The 18,225-nt window shown below is 49.9% G+C and carries 13 protein-coding genes; 10 read left to right on the forward strand and 3 right to left on the reverse strand.

What is annotated here, in order from left to right; all coding sequences use genetic code 11:
• Window positions 1–147: 147 nt before the first annotated feature.
• Both fusA and ON05_RS14765 read left to right on the forward strand, forming a co-directional pair.
• Window positions 148–2,235: an elongation factor G gene (fusA, locus tag ON05_RS14760; protein WP_010476211.1), complete on the forward strand. Its 2,088-nt coding sequence runs from the start codon at window positions 148–150 to the stop codon at window positions 2,233–2,235.
• A 209-nt stretch (window positions 2,236–2,444) separates the two neighbouring features.
• Window positions 2,445–3,761, forward strand: a complete 1,317-nt coding sequence (locus ON05_RS14765; protein WP_010476213.1) for an ankyrin repeat domain-containing protein — start codon at window positions 2,445–2,447, stop codon at window positions 3,759–3,761.
• Between the two features lie 11 nt (window positions 3,762–3,772).
• Here the strand turns inward: ON05_RS14765 and ON05_RS14770 are convergent, their stop codons facing one another.
• From ON05_RS14770 to ON05_RS14780, 3 genes are all read right to left on the reverse strand, one after another.
• The gene (locus ON05_RS14770) at window positions 3,773–4,270 is read right to left on the reverse strand and encodes a hypothetical protein (protein WP_010476215.1); all 498 of its coding nucleotides are present in this window, start codon (window positions 4,268–4,270) and stop codon (window positions 3,773–3,775) included.
• An 11-nt stretch (window positions 4,271–4,281) separates the two neighbouring features.
• Window positions 4,282–5,625: a DUF3370 domain-containing protein gene (locus ON05_RS14775; RefSeq protein ID WP_010476216.1), complete on the reverse strand. Its 1,344-nt coding sequence runs from the start codon at window positions 5,623–5,625 to the stop codon at window positions 4,282–4,284.
• Window positions 5,626–5,716: 91 nt separating this feature from the next.
• Window positions 5,717–7,720, reverse strand: coding sequence for a cation:proton antiporter (locus ON05_RS14780; RefSeq protein WP_010476217.1), 2,004 nt, complete (start codon window positions 7,718–7,720; stop codon window positions 5,717–5,719).
• Between the two features lie 139 nt (window positions 7,721–7,859).
• On the opposite strand from ON05_RS14780, the gene surE reads away from it, so the two are divergent.
• The 8 genes from surE (at window position 7,860) to ON05_RS14820 (ending at window position 18,098) form a co-directional block, all read left to right on the forward strand.
• A complete protein-coding gene (surE, locus tag ON05_RS14785; RefSeq protein ID WP_010476218.1) occupies window positions 7,860–8,666 on the forward strand; it encodes a 5'/3'-nucleotidase SurE in 807 nt (268 codons plus the stop codon).
• A 65-nt stretch (window positions 8,667–8,731) separates the two neighbouring features.
• Window positions 8,732–9,688 (forward strand): MBL fold metallo-hydrolase, encoded by a 957-nt coding sequence (locus ON05_RS14790; protein ID WP_010476219.1) that lies wholly within the window; start codon window positions 8,732–8,734, stop codon window positions 9,686–9,688.
• Between the two features lie 38 nt (window positions 9,689–9,726).
• Entirely contained in the window at window positions 9,727–10,650 is a 924-nt protein-coding gene (locus tag ON05_RS14795; RefSeq protein ID WP_010476220.1) for a bifunctional riboflavin kinase/FAD synthetase, read from the forward strand.
• Between the two features lie 19 nt (window positions 10,651–10,669).
• Window positions 10,670–11,599, forward strand: a complete 930-nt coding sequence (locus ON05_RS14800; protein ID WP_010476221.1) for a MoxR family ATPase — start codon at window positions 10,670–10,672, stop codon at window positions 11,597–11,599.
• Between the two features lie 283 nt (window positions 11,600–11,882).
• Window positions 11,883–13,415 carry a family 10 glycosylhydrolase gene (locus ON05_RS14805; RefSeq protein WP_236619029.1) on the forward strand — a complete coding sequence of 511 codons (1,533 nt, stop codon included), beginning with the start codon at window positions 11,883–11,885 and terminating at the stop codon, window positions 13,413–13,415.
• A gap of 453 nt (window positions 13,416–13,868) precedes the next feature.
• Window positions 13,869–14,294 carry a hypothetical protein gene (locus tag ON05_RS14810; protein WP_010476223.1) on the forward strand — a complete coding sequence of 142 codons (426 nt, stop codon included), beginning with the start codon at window positions 13,869–13,871 and terminating at the stop codon, window positions 14,292–14,294.
• The gene (locus ON05_RS14815) at window positions 14,291–15,955 is read left to right on the forward strand and encodes an ATPase domain-containing protein (RefSeq protein WP_010476224.1); all 1,665 of its coding nucleotides are present in this window, start codon (window positions 14,291–14,293) and stop codon (window positions 15,953–15,955) included. Before ON05_RS14810 ends, ON05_RS14815 begins: the two co-directional genes overlap by 4 nt.
• 4 nt (window positions 15,956–15,959) lie before the next feature.
• A complete protein-coding gene (locus tag ON05_RS14820; RefSeq protein ID WP_010476227.1) occupies window positions 15,960–18,098 on the forward strand; it encodes an ATPase domain-containing protein in 2,139 nt (712 codons plus the stop codon).
• Window positions 18,099–18,225: the final 127 nt, after the last annotated feature.

An 18,225-nucleotide genomic window follows, 5' to 3' on the forward strand; every position in this document is an offset into this window, starting at 1 on the left:
TGCCCTGGGCATAATTAACAAAGACTTTAGAATTTAAATTACGACGTTTTAAAGCGCCCATCCCTGCTACACGGGCAATCTAACAGTCTTACGTCCACCCCTTGGTGGTTTGTCAACGTTTGTAGCACTATCCCTTAGAGAAGAAAGATGAAAGACCTCACCCGCTATCGCAACATTGGTATCTTTGCCCACGTAGATGCCGGTAAAACTACAACAACCGAAAGAATTTTGAAGTTAACCGGTAAAATCCACAAGATTGGTGAAGTGCACGAAGGTGAGGCCACCACTGACTTCATGGAGCAGGAACAAGAGCGGGGTATCACCATTCAGTCTGCTGCCACCTCCTGTGAGTGGAAAGACCATCAACTCAATATTATTGACACGCCAGGGCACGTTGACTTCACGATTGAGGTGTATCGTTCTCTCAAAGTTTTGGACGGCGGCGTTGGCGTTTTCTGTGGGTCTGGTGGTGTTGAACCTCAATCCGAAACCAACTGGCGCTATGCCAACGACTCTAAAGTCGCTCGGATTATCTACGTTAATAAACTAGACCGCATGGGCGCTGACTTCTATCGCGTCGTCGACCAGGTCGAGAATATCCTGGCGGCCAAACCTTTGGTCATGACCCTGCCCATCGGTACCGAAAACGACTTCATCGGTGTCGTTGATGTATTAACCGAGAAAGCATGGGTTTGGGACGATTCCGGCGATCCTATGAACTACGAGATCAAAGATGTGCCCGACGACATGAAAGATGATCTGGCCACCTATCGAGAGCAGCTGATCGAGACCGCTGTTGAGCAAGACGATGACTTGATGGAGCGGTATCTAGAAGGTGAAGAGATCAGTATTGAGAACCTGAAGCGCTGTATCCGCAAGGGAACTCGTGACTTGGCTTTCTTCCCCACCTATTGTGGTTCTTCCTTTAAGAACAAAGGGGTTCAGCTCGTTCTGGATGCTGTGGTGGACTATCTACCGAACCCGAAAGAAGTCAATCCTCAACCTGAAATTGACTTAGAAGGGAATGAGACTGGCAACTTTGCCGTAGTTGATCCCAGCAATCCCATGCGGGCATTGGCCTTTAAAATTATGGATGACCGCTTTGGTGCTCTCACCTTTACCCGAATCTACTCCGGTACGATTTCCAAAGGTGATACGGTCCTCAATACTGCCACGGGCAAAACTGAGCGGATTGGTCGCTTGGTGGAAATGCATGCCGACTCTCGGGAAGAAATCAACTCGGCTCAAGCCGGAGATATCGTAGCTATCGTCGGTCTGAAGAATGTGCAGACGGGACATACCCTCTGTGATCCGAAAGAGCCTGCCACTTTAGAACCGATGGTCTTCCCTGATCCGGTGATCTCGGTTGCGATCGCACCCAAGAAAAAAGGTGCTGACGAGAAGTTGGGGATGGCCCTGAGCAAAATGGTGCAAGAGGATCCCTCTTTCCGTGTCGAGACCGACCAAGATAGTGGTGAAACCATCATCAAAGGGATGGGTGAATTGCACCTCGACATTAAGGTCGATATTCTCAAGCGCACCCACGGCATTGAAGTCGAAGTGGGTAAACCTCAAGTGGCTTACCGAGAGTCGATTACCAAGCGTCTCGAAGATAGCTATACCCACAAGAAGCAGTCCGGTGGTTCCGGTCAGTACGGCAAGATTGATTACGTCATCGAACCCGGTGAACCCGGAACAGGATTCGAATTCGAATCTAAGGTCACGGGTGGTAACGTGCCTCGTGAATTCTGGCCTGCAGTGGAGAAAGGCTTTGGCAATAGCCTAGAGAAAGGCGTGCTGGCAGGCTTCCCCTGCGTTGACATGAAAGTCACTCTGACAGATGGGGCCTACCACCCGGTTGACTCCTCTGCGATCGCCTTTGAAATCGCAGCGAAGGCGGCCTATCGTCAGTCGGTTCCTAAGGCGGGTCCTCAGTTGCTAGAGCCGATCATGAAGGTTGATGCCTTTACCCCTGATGATCACGTGGGTGATGTGATTGGAGATCTGAACCGTCGTCGAGGCATGATCAAATCTCAAGATGCCAACCCCATGGGAGCCAGAATTAAAGCTGACGTGCCCTTGAGTGAAATGTTTGGCTATATTGGTGACCTGCGCACCATGACCTCCGGTCGAGGCCAGTTCTCCATGGAGTTTTCTCACTATGCTGCTTGTCCAACCAATGTGGCAGAAGAGGTGATTAAGGAAGCCAAGGAACGCCAAGAAGCAAAGGCATAATCATAGCCTAGCCTTAATAAACAGTAAGCAAACGGCGCATTCTCCACTAGGGTGTGCCGTTTGTTGATTTAGCGATCGGGTTTAGACAATACTTTATGTTCTCCTTCTCACCGATGTAGAGACTGATGATTGGAGAACTTCAGTTGGATTTGGAGCTAGTTTTAAGAGTAGGATAACAACCTATTCCTGGTGATCGCCAACATTAGATAATGAGCAAAGAAAGCAACGGTCAGGCTTTGATTGCCGCAATTCAGCAAAGGGATTGCAATCAGGTTTGTAGTTTGTTAGATGCTGGATTCTCTCCTGATACCTGGGATGACTGCAATATTCCTGGCTTAGTGATTGCAGCTCAGAAGGGTTACACCGACATTGTAGAGATCTTATTGGTTGCTGGAGCCAATTTCGCTTCCCCAGGGATCGCAGAACCCCAGGGAAGCAAGGGTGAGTTTGGAGATTTTCGCGCATCAGGACCGATGGCTATTTGGGCCGCTGCGGTAGCGGGTCATCAGGATATTCTCCAAATCTTGAAATCTGCGATGCCAGAAATGCTTGGCCAAGTTTTGGTTGGTATTTGTGAAAGAGGCAGTCTTGCAGCGCTGCACACTCTGCTTGCTGTTATCGATGTGCATCAGTACTACAGCTACGGCCCCTTACAGGCCGCCAGCCAAGCAGGACGACCGGATGTGGTTCAGATCCTTGTCCAGTCAGGGATTGATGTAAATCGACCTAGCATCACTAAAGAAACACCATTAGTCGTGGCAGCTGACCAGGGTTATGTGGAAGTTGTTAAGACATTAGTGGAAGCAGGTGCCCTAGTGGATTCATGGACAAGTGATGAGGATTCTCCTTTATTCGGTGCTGCCTATTGTGGACATTTGGAGGTTTATAACTATCTTTTTCCTCTTGTCTCTGAAGAAACTCAAAGATATGCAGAATACACCCTACATAAAGCTTTAAAGCGAAAAGCACGAGAACAAAACACAGATGTAGAAGCTTTTATCAAAGGTGCCATGTTAGGACAGATGGACGTTATTCAGTGGGGCCTTCGACGTGGAATAGATATCAATGCAATCGGTGCTAGCAACCAAACTGCGTTAATGTATGCAGCCTCTTCTGGCTTGCAACAGATAGTTCAGATATTGCTGGAGGCAGGCGCAGATCCCAATATTCAAAGTGATGATGATGGTCCAGATGCAGGCACGACAGCCTTGATGAAAGTAGCAAGTCATTATGCCTGCCATTTTGCAGAAAACGTTCAAGAGATTATTAAGCTGTTGGTAGCAGCAGGAGCAGATCCAAATCTTCAAGACAAAGCAGGCCGTACAGCCTTGATACATAGCGTAACTTGGGGGTATTCAAAGCCTGCTATTGAGGCTCTCAAAACACTCATTTCGGTGGGTGCTGATCTCAATATTCACGATAATGCGGGTAAAACAGCTTTGATATATGCACAGGATCGTTGTCAGGAGCAGGCCGGCTTTTCTGTAGTTGTAGAGTTACTTGAACGATCAGGTTTGTCAGAGTAAAGAACAATAAACTACTCAACCGTCCATTCCCCATTAGCAGAAAAGTTAATTTTGAGTGTCTTACTTTGAGACTGTAGCCAGCCTTGACGATGCCAAGTGATCAACAATGAACGCTGTTCAATCGCCGCTTCAGATGTACCAATATTGACGGGATTGCTAGCATCACCCATCGTAATGCTGAGATTTGGATCAGCTTTGACCACCTCAATCGCTGCAGAGGAGAGATAAGCATGATTCTTGGGTTTTATACTCTTCCACGCTAAACGCAGCTCGGCTTGGGACTCACCCAAACGAAAGGTCGCTTGGTGCGGCGTTGCTTCAGGCTCCTGCACACTAGATTGATCGGACTCCTGTTCATACTCAGAGAAGGTGAAAGGTTCACCCAACGGCCCAACGGGTGTACTAGGAGGGCCACAGCCCACCAGTAAGGTTCCGACTAACACAAGGGAGCTCAACGTCACTCCAGAACAAGAGGTAGAACGTGGGTCCCGAAACAGCCCAGCGCGCATCAACAAACCTCCTAATCTTTGGTGAGTGTTCTGATGGTCAGCACTTGGGGAGGCGTAGAATCTGGCGGATAAAGGAACTCAACATTGACCAGCTTCTGCTGTTTGGGATCGATGGGAAGTGTCAGCAGAGCCTTGCCGCGTTGACCCCGTCGCTGCACCAAGTGAAAGAAGCGTCTTTGGGCCTTGCCAAAGGTGTCAGTATAGCTGAGCTTGACCGTTCCTCGAAAAAAGGCTGACCCTGTTGGCCGCTTGAAGAAGCGCAAGCCTTTTTGGGTAAGCTCATCTTCTTTGATGGGGGTTTGCAAGGACAGAGAAATTTTCTGGGGGTCTTTCGTTGTATTTTTTAGGGGCAGATCCAGGCTATATCGCAATCCATAATTGCCATGGGATTTATAGGCCGTATCACCATAGCGCACCAGCATCGGCGCACTTTGAATCTGCCCGGTGCCTAATGTGCCGCGATCTAAGGAATTGATCACATAGGAAAAGGCCTTGCCGGGCTTCGGGATATCTAGCTCGTCATCCCCCGGTTTATTGGTCACTTTGGCTTTCCATTCCGAGCCTTGAGACACTCCCGCGACTCGGCCATAGAAAAACTTCTCGGCCTTAGAGTCGGGGGGTGTGGGTGGTTGATCTCTCGGCGATACCAAGCTGCCCTTGGTCAGCGTTTGCTTCCAATCATCCAACAAAGGGGCCTGAAACTTCCATTTCGAAGGAGAGCGAGCATATCGGGTCATGCTGGCAGCGTAGAGCTTACCGTTGGTCCAGAGGCGTAGCCAGGTGGTGCGGCTATTGCTGGGGGGCAACTGCAAATTCACCAGCATTTTGCTTTCACCGGGCGGAATCACCAGATTGGTGTCCCAACCGGCTTGCCGTTGCCGACGCAGCACATCACCCGCCGTCCGACTTCCCGGACCCGAATAGACGTTACCCCCTGGATCAGCGGTCTGAGATGGAAGATCCACAAAAGGGGCCTGGGACTGACTTAGATAGCTATTGGCCTGCAGTACCAACACCTTGACAGGCTTGCTGGTGGGATTATGCAATAGCACCCCTAAATAAAGAGGGCGCTTACCTTTTTTGGAGTCAATTCGGGTGACATGATGGGCAAACACATCAAATCGACCGGATAAGGCATAGTTCAAATGAGCGTCAGGAGACTGTTTACCTGTTTCAGGAAAGGTCGATAAAAGAATACCTTCCGATTTAACAATTTCTGGACTATTGCTATTAAAAACAGGGAATTTATCCAGTTCTCCCGGTAAGGCCCTGACTTCCTGGGGAATGACCACTTCGGAGGCGGCGGCAATCGTACTTGCTTGAGCGAGAAGTAGGGCAGGCAGGAAAAATGACATGAATACATCAATACAATTGAGCGAATAAATTCTACCAGCCCATGATCCCCACCTTGAAGCTTAATGGGCCGCTTTGACAGATGACCTATTCCTAGGGAGTGGTTTGTGCAAGTAGGTTCTCAAAGGCATGGCGCTCGTGGGGGCTGCCCACTAACAGCAATCGATCACCGACTTCCAGTAAAGTCTGGGCATGGGGATATCGAAAGATACGTTGGCCCCGCCGCACCGCCATAATGGTGGCTCCCGTTCGACTCCGGATCTGGGTTTGGGCAATGGTTTGATTGATAAAGGGAGAGTTAGGCTTTAGGGCATACCAGCGACCTTCGAGTCCTTCCACCGCACTGCCTAATTCGGGGGGCATCCGATCCCCCAACTGTTTCGGCACAATTTCCCGGTAGTGGCCGGCCCGATAGGTATTGGCAATGGTTTGCACCTGTTGAATCGGGTCCCCCAAGTTGAGTAGGACATGAGCTCCCATTTCTAGGGATGCTTCAAATTCTGGCTGGACTACCTCTTTGGCTCCCAGTTGGTAGAGCACGTCAATTTCTTGGATTGCATGGGCACGGACCGTGACATCTAAACCAGGAACCATGCTTAGGGCTCGCTTAAGGGTTAACCGAGTGGCTAAAGGATCAGGCAAGGCAATAGCTAAGACGCGGGCTCGATCAAGTTTAGATTTACGTAAGACCAGTTCACTAGAGGCATCCCCAAATAGATAGGGAAGTTTTTGATCTCGCAAGGTCTGGAGGGTCGCTTCGTTATTTTCAATCACTAGGACGGGATGACGTTGCGATCGCAACATCCGTACCAAGGTTTGCCCAACCCGACCATAGCCAGCCACAACACAATGCCCTGTTAACCCCTCGGGAATCACCACTTCTCGGGGCCGTTGGGCATAGATAAACCAGCGACCAATCCCCGGAATACGCTGAAGATACCTGGGAAGACGCGTTGACAGCTTAAACACAAAGGGGGTAATCAGCAGAGTAATGGCCGTCGTCCCCACCATCAATCCATAGAGTCGAGGAGAGAACAGATCCAGCTCCACAGCGACCCCCGCCAGCACAAAAGAAAATTCCCCAATTTGATTAATGCCCAAACCCACCTTTAGGGCCGTGCTGAAACCATAGCCAAAGATCACCACTAAAGTCGTCACGATCAGGGCCTTGCCGACCATCACAATCGCCACCAAACTCAGCAGAGTCCCCAAATTTTGAACTAAAAATAAGGGGTCAATCAGCATGCCAATCGAGGCAAAAAACAAGGTGGCAAAGACATCTCGCATGGGCAAAATACTTTGCAGGGCATGGTCTGCATATTCCACCTGGGAAATCATTAATCCGGCGACAAATGCCCCCATCTCAATCCCTAAGCCCATGGACGCTGTGGCCAACGCCACTCCCATACACAGAGCAACCACGCTCAGCACAAACAGCTCTTGCGAACCGGTCTGAGCCACTTTTTTCATCAGGGTCGGGACAATTTTTAGTCCTGCAACAATGGCTAAGAGAAAAAACAAGGCGGTTTTGAGCACCGCAATCAGCAAGGCTTGGCCGATGGTGGCAGCCGGTTGAGTCAAGATGGGCAATACCGCCAGCATCAATCCCAAACTCAAATCCTGAATAATCAGAATTCCCAACATGACTTGGCCATGAACCGTCTGCATCTCATTGCGCTCAATCAAACTTTTGAGCACCACAGCCGTTGAGGAGAGGGAGAGCACTGCTCCCAAAAAAATCGCTTGGGGGAACGTCTCGACCCACTGGGTGAAGTAGGCCAAGCCACCGCCCAACAGGGTGGTGAGCAGAACTTGCAAGGTACCGCCGCCCAAGGCAATTTTGCGGACTTTTAAGAGATTGCTGAAAGAGAACTCAACCCCCAGGGCAAAGAGCAGCAAGACGACGCCCATTTCCGCAAAAAAGTTAATGGCTCCTTCGGCTTTAACAATCTCTAAGCCAGACGGCCCCACGGCCAAGCCTGCGAGTAAATAGCCCAATAAGGCAGGCTGTCCCAGACGGGTCGTGAGATAACCACCCACAGCAGCAGTCCCTAAAACCGCTACCATATCGACAATAAGAGAAAGTTCTGCAGCCATACCTTACTCTAGGAGCAATTTTTGAAGACAGGCTACTCTAACATCAATTCAGCAGTCTTCATCTGTAAGATGCAAGCAGCATCGATAATATACAATCCTGCACAAATAATCGAGCTGTCTTTGTCTGGATCGGAGGTCCATGAAAATCTTAGTTGGCAATGATGATGGTATTTTTGCCCCCGGTGTCAGGGCCTTAGCCAATACGCTGGCCCTAGACCATGAGGTCACCGTCGTTTGCCCGGATCGAGAACGCTCTGCCACCGGGCACGGGCTCACCATCCATCAGCCCATACGCGCCGAACAAGTGCAGTCCATGTTTGTCGATCAGGTCACCGCCTGGGCCTGTTCTGGCACGCCTGCAGACTGTATCAAGTTAGCCCTAGGCGCACTCCTAGACAGTCCACCAGATTTCGTCTTGTCGGGGATTAATCAAGGTCCCAATTTAGGCACAGACGTCCTGTACTCAGGGACGGTCTCAGCAGCCATGGAAGGAGTCATTGAAGGAATTACGAGTATTGCCTTTAGTTATGGCAGCTTTACAGACCAACAGTTCCAGCCAGCGGCTAATTTTGGCCAACAGTTATTAGAACATCTGATTCAGCATCCTTTATCAGAGCCTATGTTGCTAAATGTGAATGTCCCTGCTGTACCTGCCGATCAGATTCAAGGGGTGGCCCTCACTCGTCAGGGGATCCGTCGTTACCATGACCTATTCGAAAAACGAATCGATCCGAGAGGAAAAACGTATTATTGGCTGGCAGGAGAGGTGATGGAAGATTTAGAAGACGATAGGATAGCCGATCCGTTTATCCTCACAGATGTTCAGGCGATTCGTCAACGATGCATTGCAATCACGCCTTTGCAATATAATCTGACTGCGAACAATAGTCTAAATCCTTTATTGGCCTGGCTTACACCCCTCCAGAACCGACAATCCGTAATTTGATCACACGAATTGTTCTTATTTGGGCTAAAATTCACAGAAACCCGCAGAAGTTTCATTGCTTCGATATGATTGGACTAACGGCCGATTCGGTCCAGGCCATCCACAAGCCATTTATGCAAGAAAAGCTTACGGTTCGCTTTTGGGGCGTCAGGGGCAGTATTGCTTGTCCAGGGCTACACACCGTTCGTTACGGTGGCAATACCCCCTGTGTGGAAGTGCAAGCCGGACACCAAAAGTTCATCTTTGACGGTGGGACAGGCCTTAGAGTTCTGGGACAAGAGCTTCTTAAGCATCTACCGGTCGAAGCTCATATTTTCTTTTCCCATACCCACTGGGATCATATTCAAGGATTTCCCTTTTTCGCCCCTGCATTTATGCCGGGTAACCGTTTCCATATCTACGGCACCAGAGGATCCGATGGTAAGACCATTGAGAAACGCCTAACGGATCAGATGCTGCACCCCAACTTCCCTGTGCCTCTACAGATTATGGGGGGAAGTCTGGATTTTTATGATTTGGAAGCGGGCCAAACCGTCGAAGTTGAAGATATTACGATTCGCAATGCCATCCTCAATCATCCCGGCGGGTCTATCGGCTATCGGTTGGAATGGCAGGGATTGACGGTCAGCTATATCACCGATACTGAGCATTTCCCAGACGCCCTAGACCCTAATGTGTTGGCCTTGGCCGATCAAGCCCATGTATTGATCTACGATGCCACCTATACTGACGCTGAATATCATGAAGCGGGCAATAGCAAGGTGGGCTGGGGACATTCCACCTGGCAAGAAGCGATTAAAATTGCGGAAGCGGCGAAGGTCGATCAGCTCGTTCTTTTCCATCATGATCCCCTCCACAATGATGTTTTCTTAGATGATATCGGGCGCAAAGCAGGTCATCGATTTACGAACTCAATCATTGCCCAAGAAGGCCTAAGCATTACCCTCACCCCGAATGGCCAATCTTCTTTACAGTATGCCGAACTTGGCCGCGCCATTTCTTCCGTGCCTGATCGTGCATGATTAAGCTGACGGGCCTAAACTGTGTCAGAATTTGAGTTGTGTGGGTTACTTCATCATTAGAGACGGTTCGAACACCAACGGTGATTGCCCTTGGTAACTTTGATGGCATCCATCAAGGGCATTGCCAGGTCATTCAGTCTCTGCTGTCTAACCGCTCAGATACCACCCAGGTCACGGTGGTTGCCTTTAATCCACACCCTCAGGCTTTTTTTTCGGGTGAGCATCAGCCCCTACTCACGCCACTTCCTGAAAAAACAGCATTATTGGAACAGTTAGGGGTCAATCAGCTGGTGCTGATTCCCTTTGACCAAGCCTTGGCCAATCTCAGTCCCCAAGACTTTGTCCAGGATATTTTGGTGGCCAAGCTGCAGGCGCAGTTTATTAGCGTGGGCTTTAATTTTTGTTTTGGCTATCAGCGGGCAGGAACAGCAGAAGACTTGGTTGCGATCGCAGGTCAGTACCAAATCCCCGTCTCCATTACTGCCCCCCAAACAAACGGTTCAGAACCCATTAGCAGCTCTGCCATTCGTGAAGCTTTACTGGTAGGGAACCTGGAGAAAGCCCAGCAAATGTTGGGACGAGCCTATGACCTCACAGGAACCGTGGTTAAAGGGCAGCAGTTAGGCCGTACCCTAGGCTTTCCGACCGCAAATTTGCAGGTGCCTACGGATAAATTTTGCCCTCGGACGGGCGTTTATAGCGTTAGCGTTACCAGCAACCTTTGGTCTCAACCCCAACCTGGCGTCATGAACTGGGGCTGCCGCCCTACAGTAGACGGTCAGCAACCCACCTTAGAAGTTCATCTACTCGATTGGTCTGGGGATCTGTATGGGCATACTGTGACTGTGCATTTGCAGCAATTTCTGCGATCGGAACAAAAATTTGCCTCTTTAGCGGATCTCAAAGCCCAAATCCAGGCAGATTGTGAGATCGCTCGGGCATCCCTCGCAGCGGTTGTATAACCCATCTTTTTAGGTAGCTATGGTGAATACTCTGACCAGTGTCCGGCCTCCAGTGCAGCGCCTGCAAGATAATCTCGGGACCGTTATCGTCGGCAAACATGAGGCCATTCAGTTAGTCCTGGTTGCCTTGCTGTCAGGCGGCCATGCCCTCCTGGAAGATGTGCCTGGTGTCGGTAAAACCCTCCTAGCGAAATCCTTGGCCCGCTCCATTGATGGTCAATTTCACCGGATTCAATGCACTCCCGATTTACTTCCCAGTGACTTAACCGGGACCAATATTTGGAATCCCCAAGAAGGCAAATTTGAGTTTTTAGCCGGACCTATTTTTGCCAATGTCTTGCTCACGGATGAAATTAACCGCGCCACACCCCGAACCCAGTCTGCCCTGCTGGAGGTGATGGAAGAAGCCCAAGTCACCATTGATGGGGTCTCTCATCCCGTTCTCGACCCATTTTTTGTAATTGCCACCCAAAACCCTGTTGAATATCAGGGTACGTTTCCCTTACCGGAAGCCCAACTGGATCGGTTTGCCTTATCTTTGAGTCTGGGGTATCCCTCAGAAACCGAAGAACTGCAAATGCTGGAGCGTCTGCAATCCGGCCAATCTTTTCAGACCTTACAGCCCTGCATTACCTTGGCAGAGGTCAAGCAGCTGCAGCAAGACTGTAGGGCCATTCATGTGGAATCTTCCGTCCAGCGCTATATTTTGGCGTTGGTCCGCGCGACACGGGAGCACGATGATATTACGTTGGGTATCAGCCCTAGGGGAACGGTGACCCTCCAACGTACCAGCCAAGCCTTAGCGCTGCTGAACGGGAGAGATTACGTTTTACCCGATGATGTCAAATTTTTAGCACCCTACGTCCTCCGCCATCGCCTGATTCCTGCGGCTGGCCATTCTGCCCAAGGGATTGTGGAGCAGTTACTGGGTGCGATCGCAATTCCCTAGCGGTTTTCGACCTCAACACCAACCTATCAGTCCCAACCTTGGAACCGCCTCGAATAACCTTGCGTCAGAGGGAATAGCATCTCGATATGTGCAGAGCGACGATTCCCTGCTGATCTGGGCTATCTAAGCTTGATTCATCCTTAAGTCAGCACATAATCGATCCCCTCGTATTTTATAAGTGGGGATGGATGCCTTTGCCAGCGGCTACCAATCTATGAGATTGCAAAGCGGTTGGCGTTGAGATCAGGTGAACCTCTACTTTCTGCACTCCTCTGCTGCCCCTATGACAAAGACATTTTCTTGGTTGCCTCTGGCACTTTGTTCTCTGGCCTTGCCCGCTAGCATCAGCATGGCGCCCGTCCAGGCGCAAGTGCCAGGCTTCTGTCATTCCCCAGCCGGTGAAGCCAAAGCCAAACTCAGCCTCCTACGCGCAGCCATTGCTGGAGATACTGAAGCTCAGCGGGCCTATGACCGACAAGTCGCTGAAGATGCTCGTGAACTACAGCAATGTCGAGCCCGCAATTGGCCCCAAAATCAGGCTATTTGGCTGCGGTTGCATGAATGTGACTTAGAACCCGGTGTCCTCGATACACTGCTGGATCGGATCGTCAGTCGGGGCTATAACCAAGTTTATGTAGAGGTGTTTTACAACGGTCGTGTCTTGCTGCCCTCCAGCAATAATCCAACTGCTTGGCCCTCAGAGATTCGCAATCCCAAGTATGCCAATCGGGATTTACTGGCAGAGGCGATTCAAAAAGGGCGAGCCAGAGGTCTGAAGGTCTATGCTTGGATGTTTAGCCTCAATTATGGTCACCCCTATACTCAACGTCCCGATCGGCAATCGGCCATGGCCCGCAATGGCTACGGTCAAACGAGTTTGACCCTCAATGATCACACGGATGCCAGTATTAGCTTAGATGGTGACATTGATAACGCCTTTGTGGACCCCTACAGCCCCCAGGCCCGCCAAGATTATGCTCAGATGCTGCAAGCAATATTACAGCGTCGCCCGGATGGTGTCCTGTTTGACTATATTCGCTACCCCAGGCAAAAGGGGGCAGCTTCCGTGAGCAGTAAGCTTAATGATCTATGGATTTTTGGTAATGCAGCCCAACAAGCCTTGATTAACCGAGCCACGAATCAAAAGGGGCGGACCGTCATCCAACGCTATCTGCAGCAGGGACGGATTTCGGCTGGAGAACTCAAAAGCATCGATGCCCAATACCCCCAGGAGAAAGCTGCCCTCTGGCAAGGCCGCAACCTCCCTAGCAGTCAGTTACCACCGATTGACATTCGCACCACACGCCTTAATTGGGATTTATGGCTGCTCAGTGTCGCCCATGCCTATCAAGGGATTGTGGACTATCTATCGATTTTTGCCACCACCTCCATGCGCCAAGGGATTCCCGCCGGGGCAGCCTTTTTCCCCGATGCTAATCGTCGGATCGGGAAAGGCTATGACTCCAGAATGCAGCCCTGGCATCGGTTCCCCAAAAATATTGAATGGCATGCCATGTCCTATGGCACCTGTGGTGATACAAGCTGTATTGTTCAGCAAGTAGAGCAGGTCTTGCAGCGAACTAGCGCTGCCCAAGTCAAACCTGTGATTGCAGGCCAATGGGGACGGGCATTTCGCAGTCGCCCCTCCTTAGAAGTTCAAATGGCAGCCATTCGTCGGGTTGCTCCCCAAATTCGGACGGTCAGCCATTTTGACTTTTCCTGGCAAGATCCACAGTTTGCCAATGCCCGCCGCTCTTGTCGCGTTACCCTGCTGCCAGGAGAGGATAATGTGCAATCTTCTATTGTTCCTGAGTGACTGAGATAACAAAGGGAAATCTGGGTGCCGCAAATCAACAGCCTGACTGCTCTACCACACTCTATATAAAGCTTGTGCGTCCGCTGCAAACCCTTGAGAAACATTTGAACCGAAGCTCGTTTACTCTGACCGTACGCATCACATCAACGAACGGATTGAGAGGATTTGAACGGTAAACTGCATCTTTATAAGAAGAATTCCTAATGTATCTTAGGGACTCCTTCATGAAAGTCAAAATACTATTCAGATCAACGGCTTGCATTATTAAGCAAGGTTAGGAGATTACCCAATGTTGCATTTAGGCCGAATGAAGGAATACAGGGTGTACAGTGCTTAGTGGAACATGATATGGAATGACTATCTAAAGCATTTTTACCTGTGTTTTGACAACTTATCCAATCTGCACTTAGCTCTATCTAGGTTCATATTGGAGCATCCTTTGAAGAGAACCCCATGAGCCACTCGGGACAACCCCCTGATCAAGCGAATAACGTTTCTGAAGAAAGCGTACAGGAGCGTGTTGATCAAGCCAAAACCATCGCCCGCAAGGAAGAGGTCATTGAAATTTATGAGGATCTCTTAAAAACGATTTGGAACCGGATTATGCCCACCCTCGGTCGAGTCACGGTGACCGCCATCATGGAGCGGGCATTAGTACTGACTGCAGAGAAATATCCGGTGATTCATCACTTGGAAGTCAGGGCAGAGGGGGTTTCATTTGACGTATTGCGCCAACGTCTTGGGGAAGAAGAGAAGCTAGCAATGCGGGACGCTCTTAAGGAGTTGATTGCCAATTTGATTGATATTCTAGCCATGCTCACAGGAGATATTTTGGTGCAACAACTGCTTAAGGAAATTGAGGGACGACAGCTCATATGACAACGCCACGTGCTCGCAAATCCTTAGGCAAGTTACCCACCCATATTCCCGGTTTAGACCCTATCCTTTCAGGCGGTATTCCCGAACTATCCATCAATATTGTCACGGGCCCCCCTGGGGCGGGGAAGACGATTTTTACCCAGCAAATTCTCTATAGCAATGCCAGCCCCGATCGCAAGGCCCTCTATCTCGTCACCCTCTCGGAACCGTCCGTCAAGCTGCTCCATTACTTGCAGCGATTTAGTTTTTTTGATGCCGAAAAAGTCGGCAGTGATGTCAATTATCTCGATATTGGTGAAGTGATCCGGGAAAAGGGTCTGGAAGATGCCACCAATGTGATTGTCAAGCATGTGCAGGAGCACAAGCCGTCAATCGTGGCGATTGATAGTTTTAAGGCCATTCATGATATGGCTAAAGATCCGGTTGAAGTCCGTAAGTTTGGTTATGATCTGTCGGTCCAGCTCACCACTTGGGGCGTGACGGCATTACTGATTGGTGAGTACACGCCAGAAGAAATTGAGAGTGAACCGATTTTTGCGATCGCAGACGGTATCATCCAACTCCACAATATGCATCAAGGACTGCATTACCAGCGCTACGTGAACGTCCTTAAGCTCAGGGGGGAAAGCTACTCAACCGGGCTTCATCCTTTCGACATCGACAATACCGGTCTCACCGTTTATCCCCGGATTAAAACGGTGGAAGAATCGGGTGAAATTATCCTCAGTCAACGGCAGCGAGTGTCCACAGGGGTGGATGAGCTAGATACGATGCTCGAAGGGGGCGTTCCTCAAGGGTCAGCCACGATGGTAGCGGGAGGCGCTGGCACGGGTAAGACACTCTTGGGACTCCATTTAATTACGGCAGGGGTCAAAGCTGGAGAACCCGGCGTCATTGTCACCTTTCAAGAGAATCCTCAACAGCTGCGGGAGATTGCCTATTCCTTCGGTTGGGATTTGGAAGAGATGGAAAAGCAGGGGCTACTGGTGCATCTTTACAGCTCTCCCGTGGAACTGCAGCCCGATATCCATGCTGCCCGCGTCAAGGAAGCCGTCAAAAAGGTGGGGGCCAAACGCGTGCTGCTCGATTCTCTGAAAGATATTGAAATTGCCACCCCGGATAAGGTGCGCTTCAAAGACTATATTTACTCCCTCGTCAACCAATTCAAGTTGCAAGGGGTCACCACCCTACTCACCAATGAAATTCCCGAAATGTTTGGACCATTTCAATTGAGTGAATACGGCGTCTCATTTGTCGTCGATAATGTGATTTTGCTGCGTTATCTGGAACTAACCGGACGCATGGGACGGGCGATCAGCATTATGAAGGTGCGGGGGTCCCAACATAGTAAGGAAATTCGCTCCTTTGAAATCACCAATCAGGGCATTCGGATTGACCAGATGGTCAAAGCTCAGACGGGCGTATTAACGGGAATTCCTGTATTTAGAGAGCGCAATAAAGATCTGCTCTATTTACCAACCAAGGCTCGCTATGTGGTTGAGGTGTTGCAGGAGAAAGGACTGTCCAGTGCCAATGCCCTGTCTCAACTCACAGGCTTAGGGCTTGAAGATCTCTCCCAGGAGCTAGAAACCCTGAGGGAACAGGGCATGGTGGTGGTTACGCAAACAGACGATCAGGACCTCTATAAGGCAACGCTATAGGGCTATGCCAGAGATTAAACTACTGCCCACGAGTGTTCCCAACCTAGATGCAGTGTTGGGAGGTGGAATTCCTGCCTATTCCCTCAATGTGATTGCCGGATCACCGGGGAGTGGTAAAACCATTCTGGCCCAGCAGATTCTCTTTAGCTATATCCAAAATCAGTCCGAAGCCAAAGCCCTGTACTTAAGCACCCTGTCTGAACCTTCCATGAAAGTGGTGCGCTATATGCAGTACTTCAGCTTTTTTGATGGAGCAGTGTTTGGCGAACGGGTGATTTATCAGGATGTGGGGTCTTTTTTGATTGAACATCCCCTAACCGCCGTTGCCGACCAGATTATGGCATTGGTGAATGATCACCGCGCCGAAGTCTTGGTAATCGACTCCTTTAAAGCCATCCATGATTTGGCTAAAGATGAAGGAGATTTCCGCCGTTTTTGCTTTGATGTCTCGATTCGTCTGGCCAGTTCTCGCTGTACGTCGTTTCTGGTGAATGAATGTGACCAAACCCTGATTACGAAGAGTACGGAGTTTGCGATCGCAGACGGTATCTTCTATCTCTCGATTTCAGAAAGAGCGGGCACCCCTAGCCGTTTCCTCCAGGTTTATAAAATGCGAGGGCGAGATTCCCAGATGGAGCCCTTTCCATTTTTAATTTCTGATGATGGCATTAAAGTACTGAGTCCGGCTCTAACCCTACGCCGCCGAGAACATAACCTGGAGGTTGAAGAAGACACCCTTTCCACGGGGATTAGCGGCCTAGACAATCTGCTCAAAGGGGGCATTCCCTTAGGACGATCACTGATTCTCTCTGGCGTGTCGGGAACGGGCAAAACCACCTTTGCTCTCCAATTTCTAATTGAAGGAGCCAGTCAGCAAGAACGAGGATTATTACTCTCTTTTGAAGAAACCCGCGATCGCCTCTACCGCAGCGCTATTGGCTTTGGGTGGGATATAGATCGCTATGAGCAGGAAGGACTCCTTCGAGTCCTGTTTATCCCGCAAACCGATATTCGCATTGAAGAACAGCTAGAACAGCTGATTCAAGAAGTCGAGAGCTTCCAACCCCGTCGTTTAGTGGTAGACTCCCTCTCTGTGTTTCTGTATCGGGTTCAGGATCCGGCGATTCAACGAGAAAAAACCTTTCAGCTAGCAACGCTAATGCAGCGGGTTGGTGGCGTTGGTATCCTGATTTCAGATATCCCCGCCAACGATACCCGTCGTTTATCTCGGTTTGGCGTTGAAGAAACCATCGCCGATGGCACCCTGGTTTTATCCACTGAAATGGTGGGGAAACGACGGGAACGATATCTAGAAATTTTTAAGATGCGGGCCGCGGATTATGTAGCCGGTCGTCATCGGATGGAGATTACGGATACAGGCATCCAAGTCTTTTATATTAACGATCGTGAACCACCAGAGACCGTTCCTAATATTGCCAGCACTCCCTTCAGTTTTCAGCCCGTCCAGCCCTTATTTCAGGGTGATTTATCCTTTGAGACCACTTGGCTCGTGCGGGGTGAATCTGGTTTAGGCAAAACGACCCTTGCCTATCAATTCTTAATGGAAGGGTTAAAGAGCCAAGACTCCGTTTTATATATTGGCGCTGATGTCCCCACCCCTCGGACCCTGAAAGCCCTTGAAGAGCTGAGTTTTCTTCCTCAACCCTATATAGAATCTGGCCAGCTGCGTCTATTGGATATCTTTGGCTACTCCTCCCATTCCCTCAACATTGAGGATACTGAGGTGTTTCTCTACAAGCTGGCCCAGCATCTGGATGAGATGCCAAAGCCCTGTCGTGTCATTACGGATTCCCTGACGCCGCTAGCTATCGCTCATTCTCATAGCGATTTTGTCAGTCTCATCTACCGAAAAAACCGTCTTTTACATCAACCCAGTGTCGTTTTATTTGATATTTTCCTCAAAGGCATCCTAGAACCAGAGTTGAGATCCAGTCTGGTGAATGCCTACGATATTTCGATTGAACTGTACCGACCCGATTGGGGTGAAATGCACCAGCTGGGCAATTCAGGCTATCCGTCTCTGCGGATCACGAAGGCCCGGGGGGTCAAAGCGGATACGCGCCCCTATCCCTATCGGATCCGGGATGGCGAAGGTGTTGTGGTTCAAACCGACTATTACTAAACAATGGGGCATGATACACCATTGGAAAGCGTTTAGAGGCGTCGGGAATCCCTGTGATGCTTTCTCTTATCAGTTAAGCAATATTTCTTATCCCCAAGATGCCAGTTAGGTCTCGTAGAATATAAAG

Source organism: Acaryochloris sp. CCMEE 5410 (genome assembly GCF_000238775.2).
Taxonomy (GTDB): domain Bacteria; phylum Cyanobacteriota; class Cyanobacteriia; order Thermosynechococcales; family Thermosynechococcaceae; genus Acaryochloris.

Excerpts from the sequence above, each read along its gene's own strand:
- ON05_RS14770 (WP_010476215.1), bottom strand. The coding sequence starts at position 4,270 with ATGCGCGCTGGGCTGTTTCGGGACCCACGTTCTACCTCTTGTTCTGGA.
- ON05_RS14805 (WP_236619029.1), top strand. The coding sequence starts at position 11,883 with ATGACAAAGACATTTTCTTGGTTGCCTCTGGCACTTTGTTCTCTGGCC.
- ON05_RS14810 (WP_010476223.1), top strand. The coding sequence starts at position 13,869 with ATGAGCCACTCGGGACAACCCCCTGATCAAGCGAATAACGTTTCTGAA.
- ON05_RS14780 (WP_010476217.1), bottom strand. The coding sequence starts at position 7,720 with ATGGCTGCAGAACTTTCTCTTATTGTCGATATGGTAGCGGTTTTAGGG.
- surE (WP_010476218.1), top strand. The coding sequence starts at position 7,860 with ATGAAAATCTTAGTTGGCAATGATGATGGTATTTTTGCCCCCGGTGTC.
- fusA (WP_010476211.1), top strand. The coding sequence starts at position 148 with ATGAAAGACCTCACCCGCTATCGCAACATTGGTATCTTTGCCCACGTA.
- ON05_RS14815 (WP_010476224.1), top strand. The coding sequence starts at position 14,291 with ATGACAACGCCACGTGCTCGCAAATCCTTAGGCAAGTTACCCACCCAT.
- ON05_RS14820 (WP_010476227.1), top strand. The coding sequence starts at position 15,960 with ATGCCAGAGATTAAACTACTGCCCACGAGTGTTCCCAACCTAGATGCA.
- ON05_RS14765 (WP_010476213.1), top strand. The coding sequence starts at position 2,445 with ATGAGCAAAGAAAGCAACGGTCAGGCTTTGATTGCCGCAATTCAGCAA.
- ON05_RS14800 (WP_010476221.1), top strand. The coding sequence starts at position 10,670 with ATGGTGAATACTCTGACCAGTGTCCGGCCTCCAGTGCAGCGCCTGCAA.
- ON05_RS14790 (WP_010476219.1), top strand. The coding sequence starts at position 8,732 with ATGATTGGACTAACGGCCGATTCGGTCCAGGCCATCCACAAGCCATTT.
- ON05_RS14775 (WP_010476216.1), bottom strand. The coding sequence starts at position 5,625 with ATGTCATTTTTCCTGCCTGCCCTACTTCTCGCTCAAGCAAGTACGATT.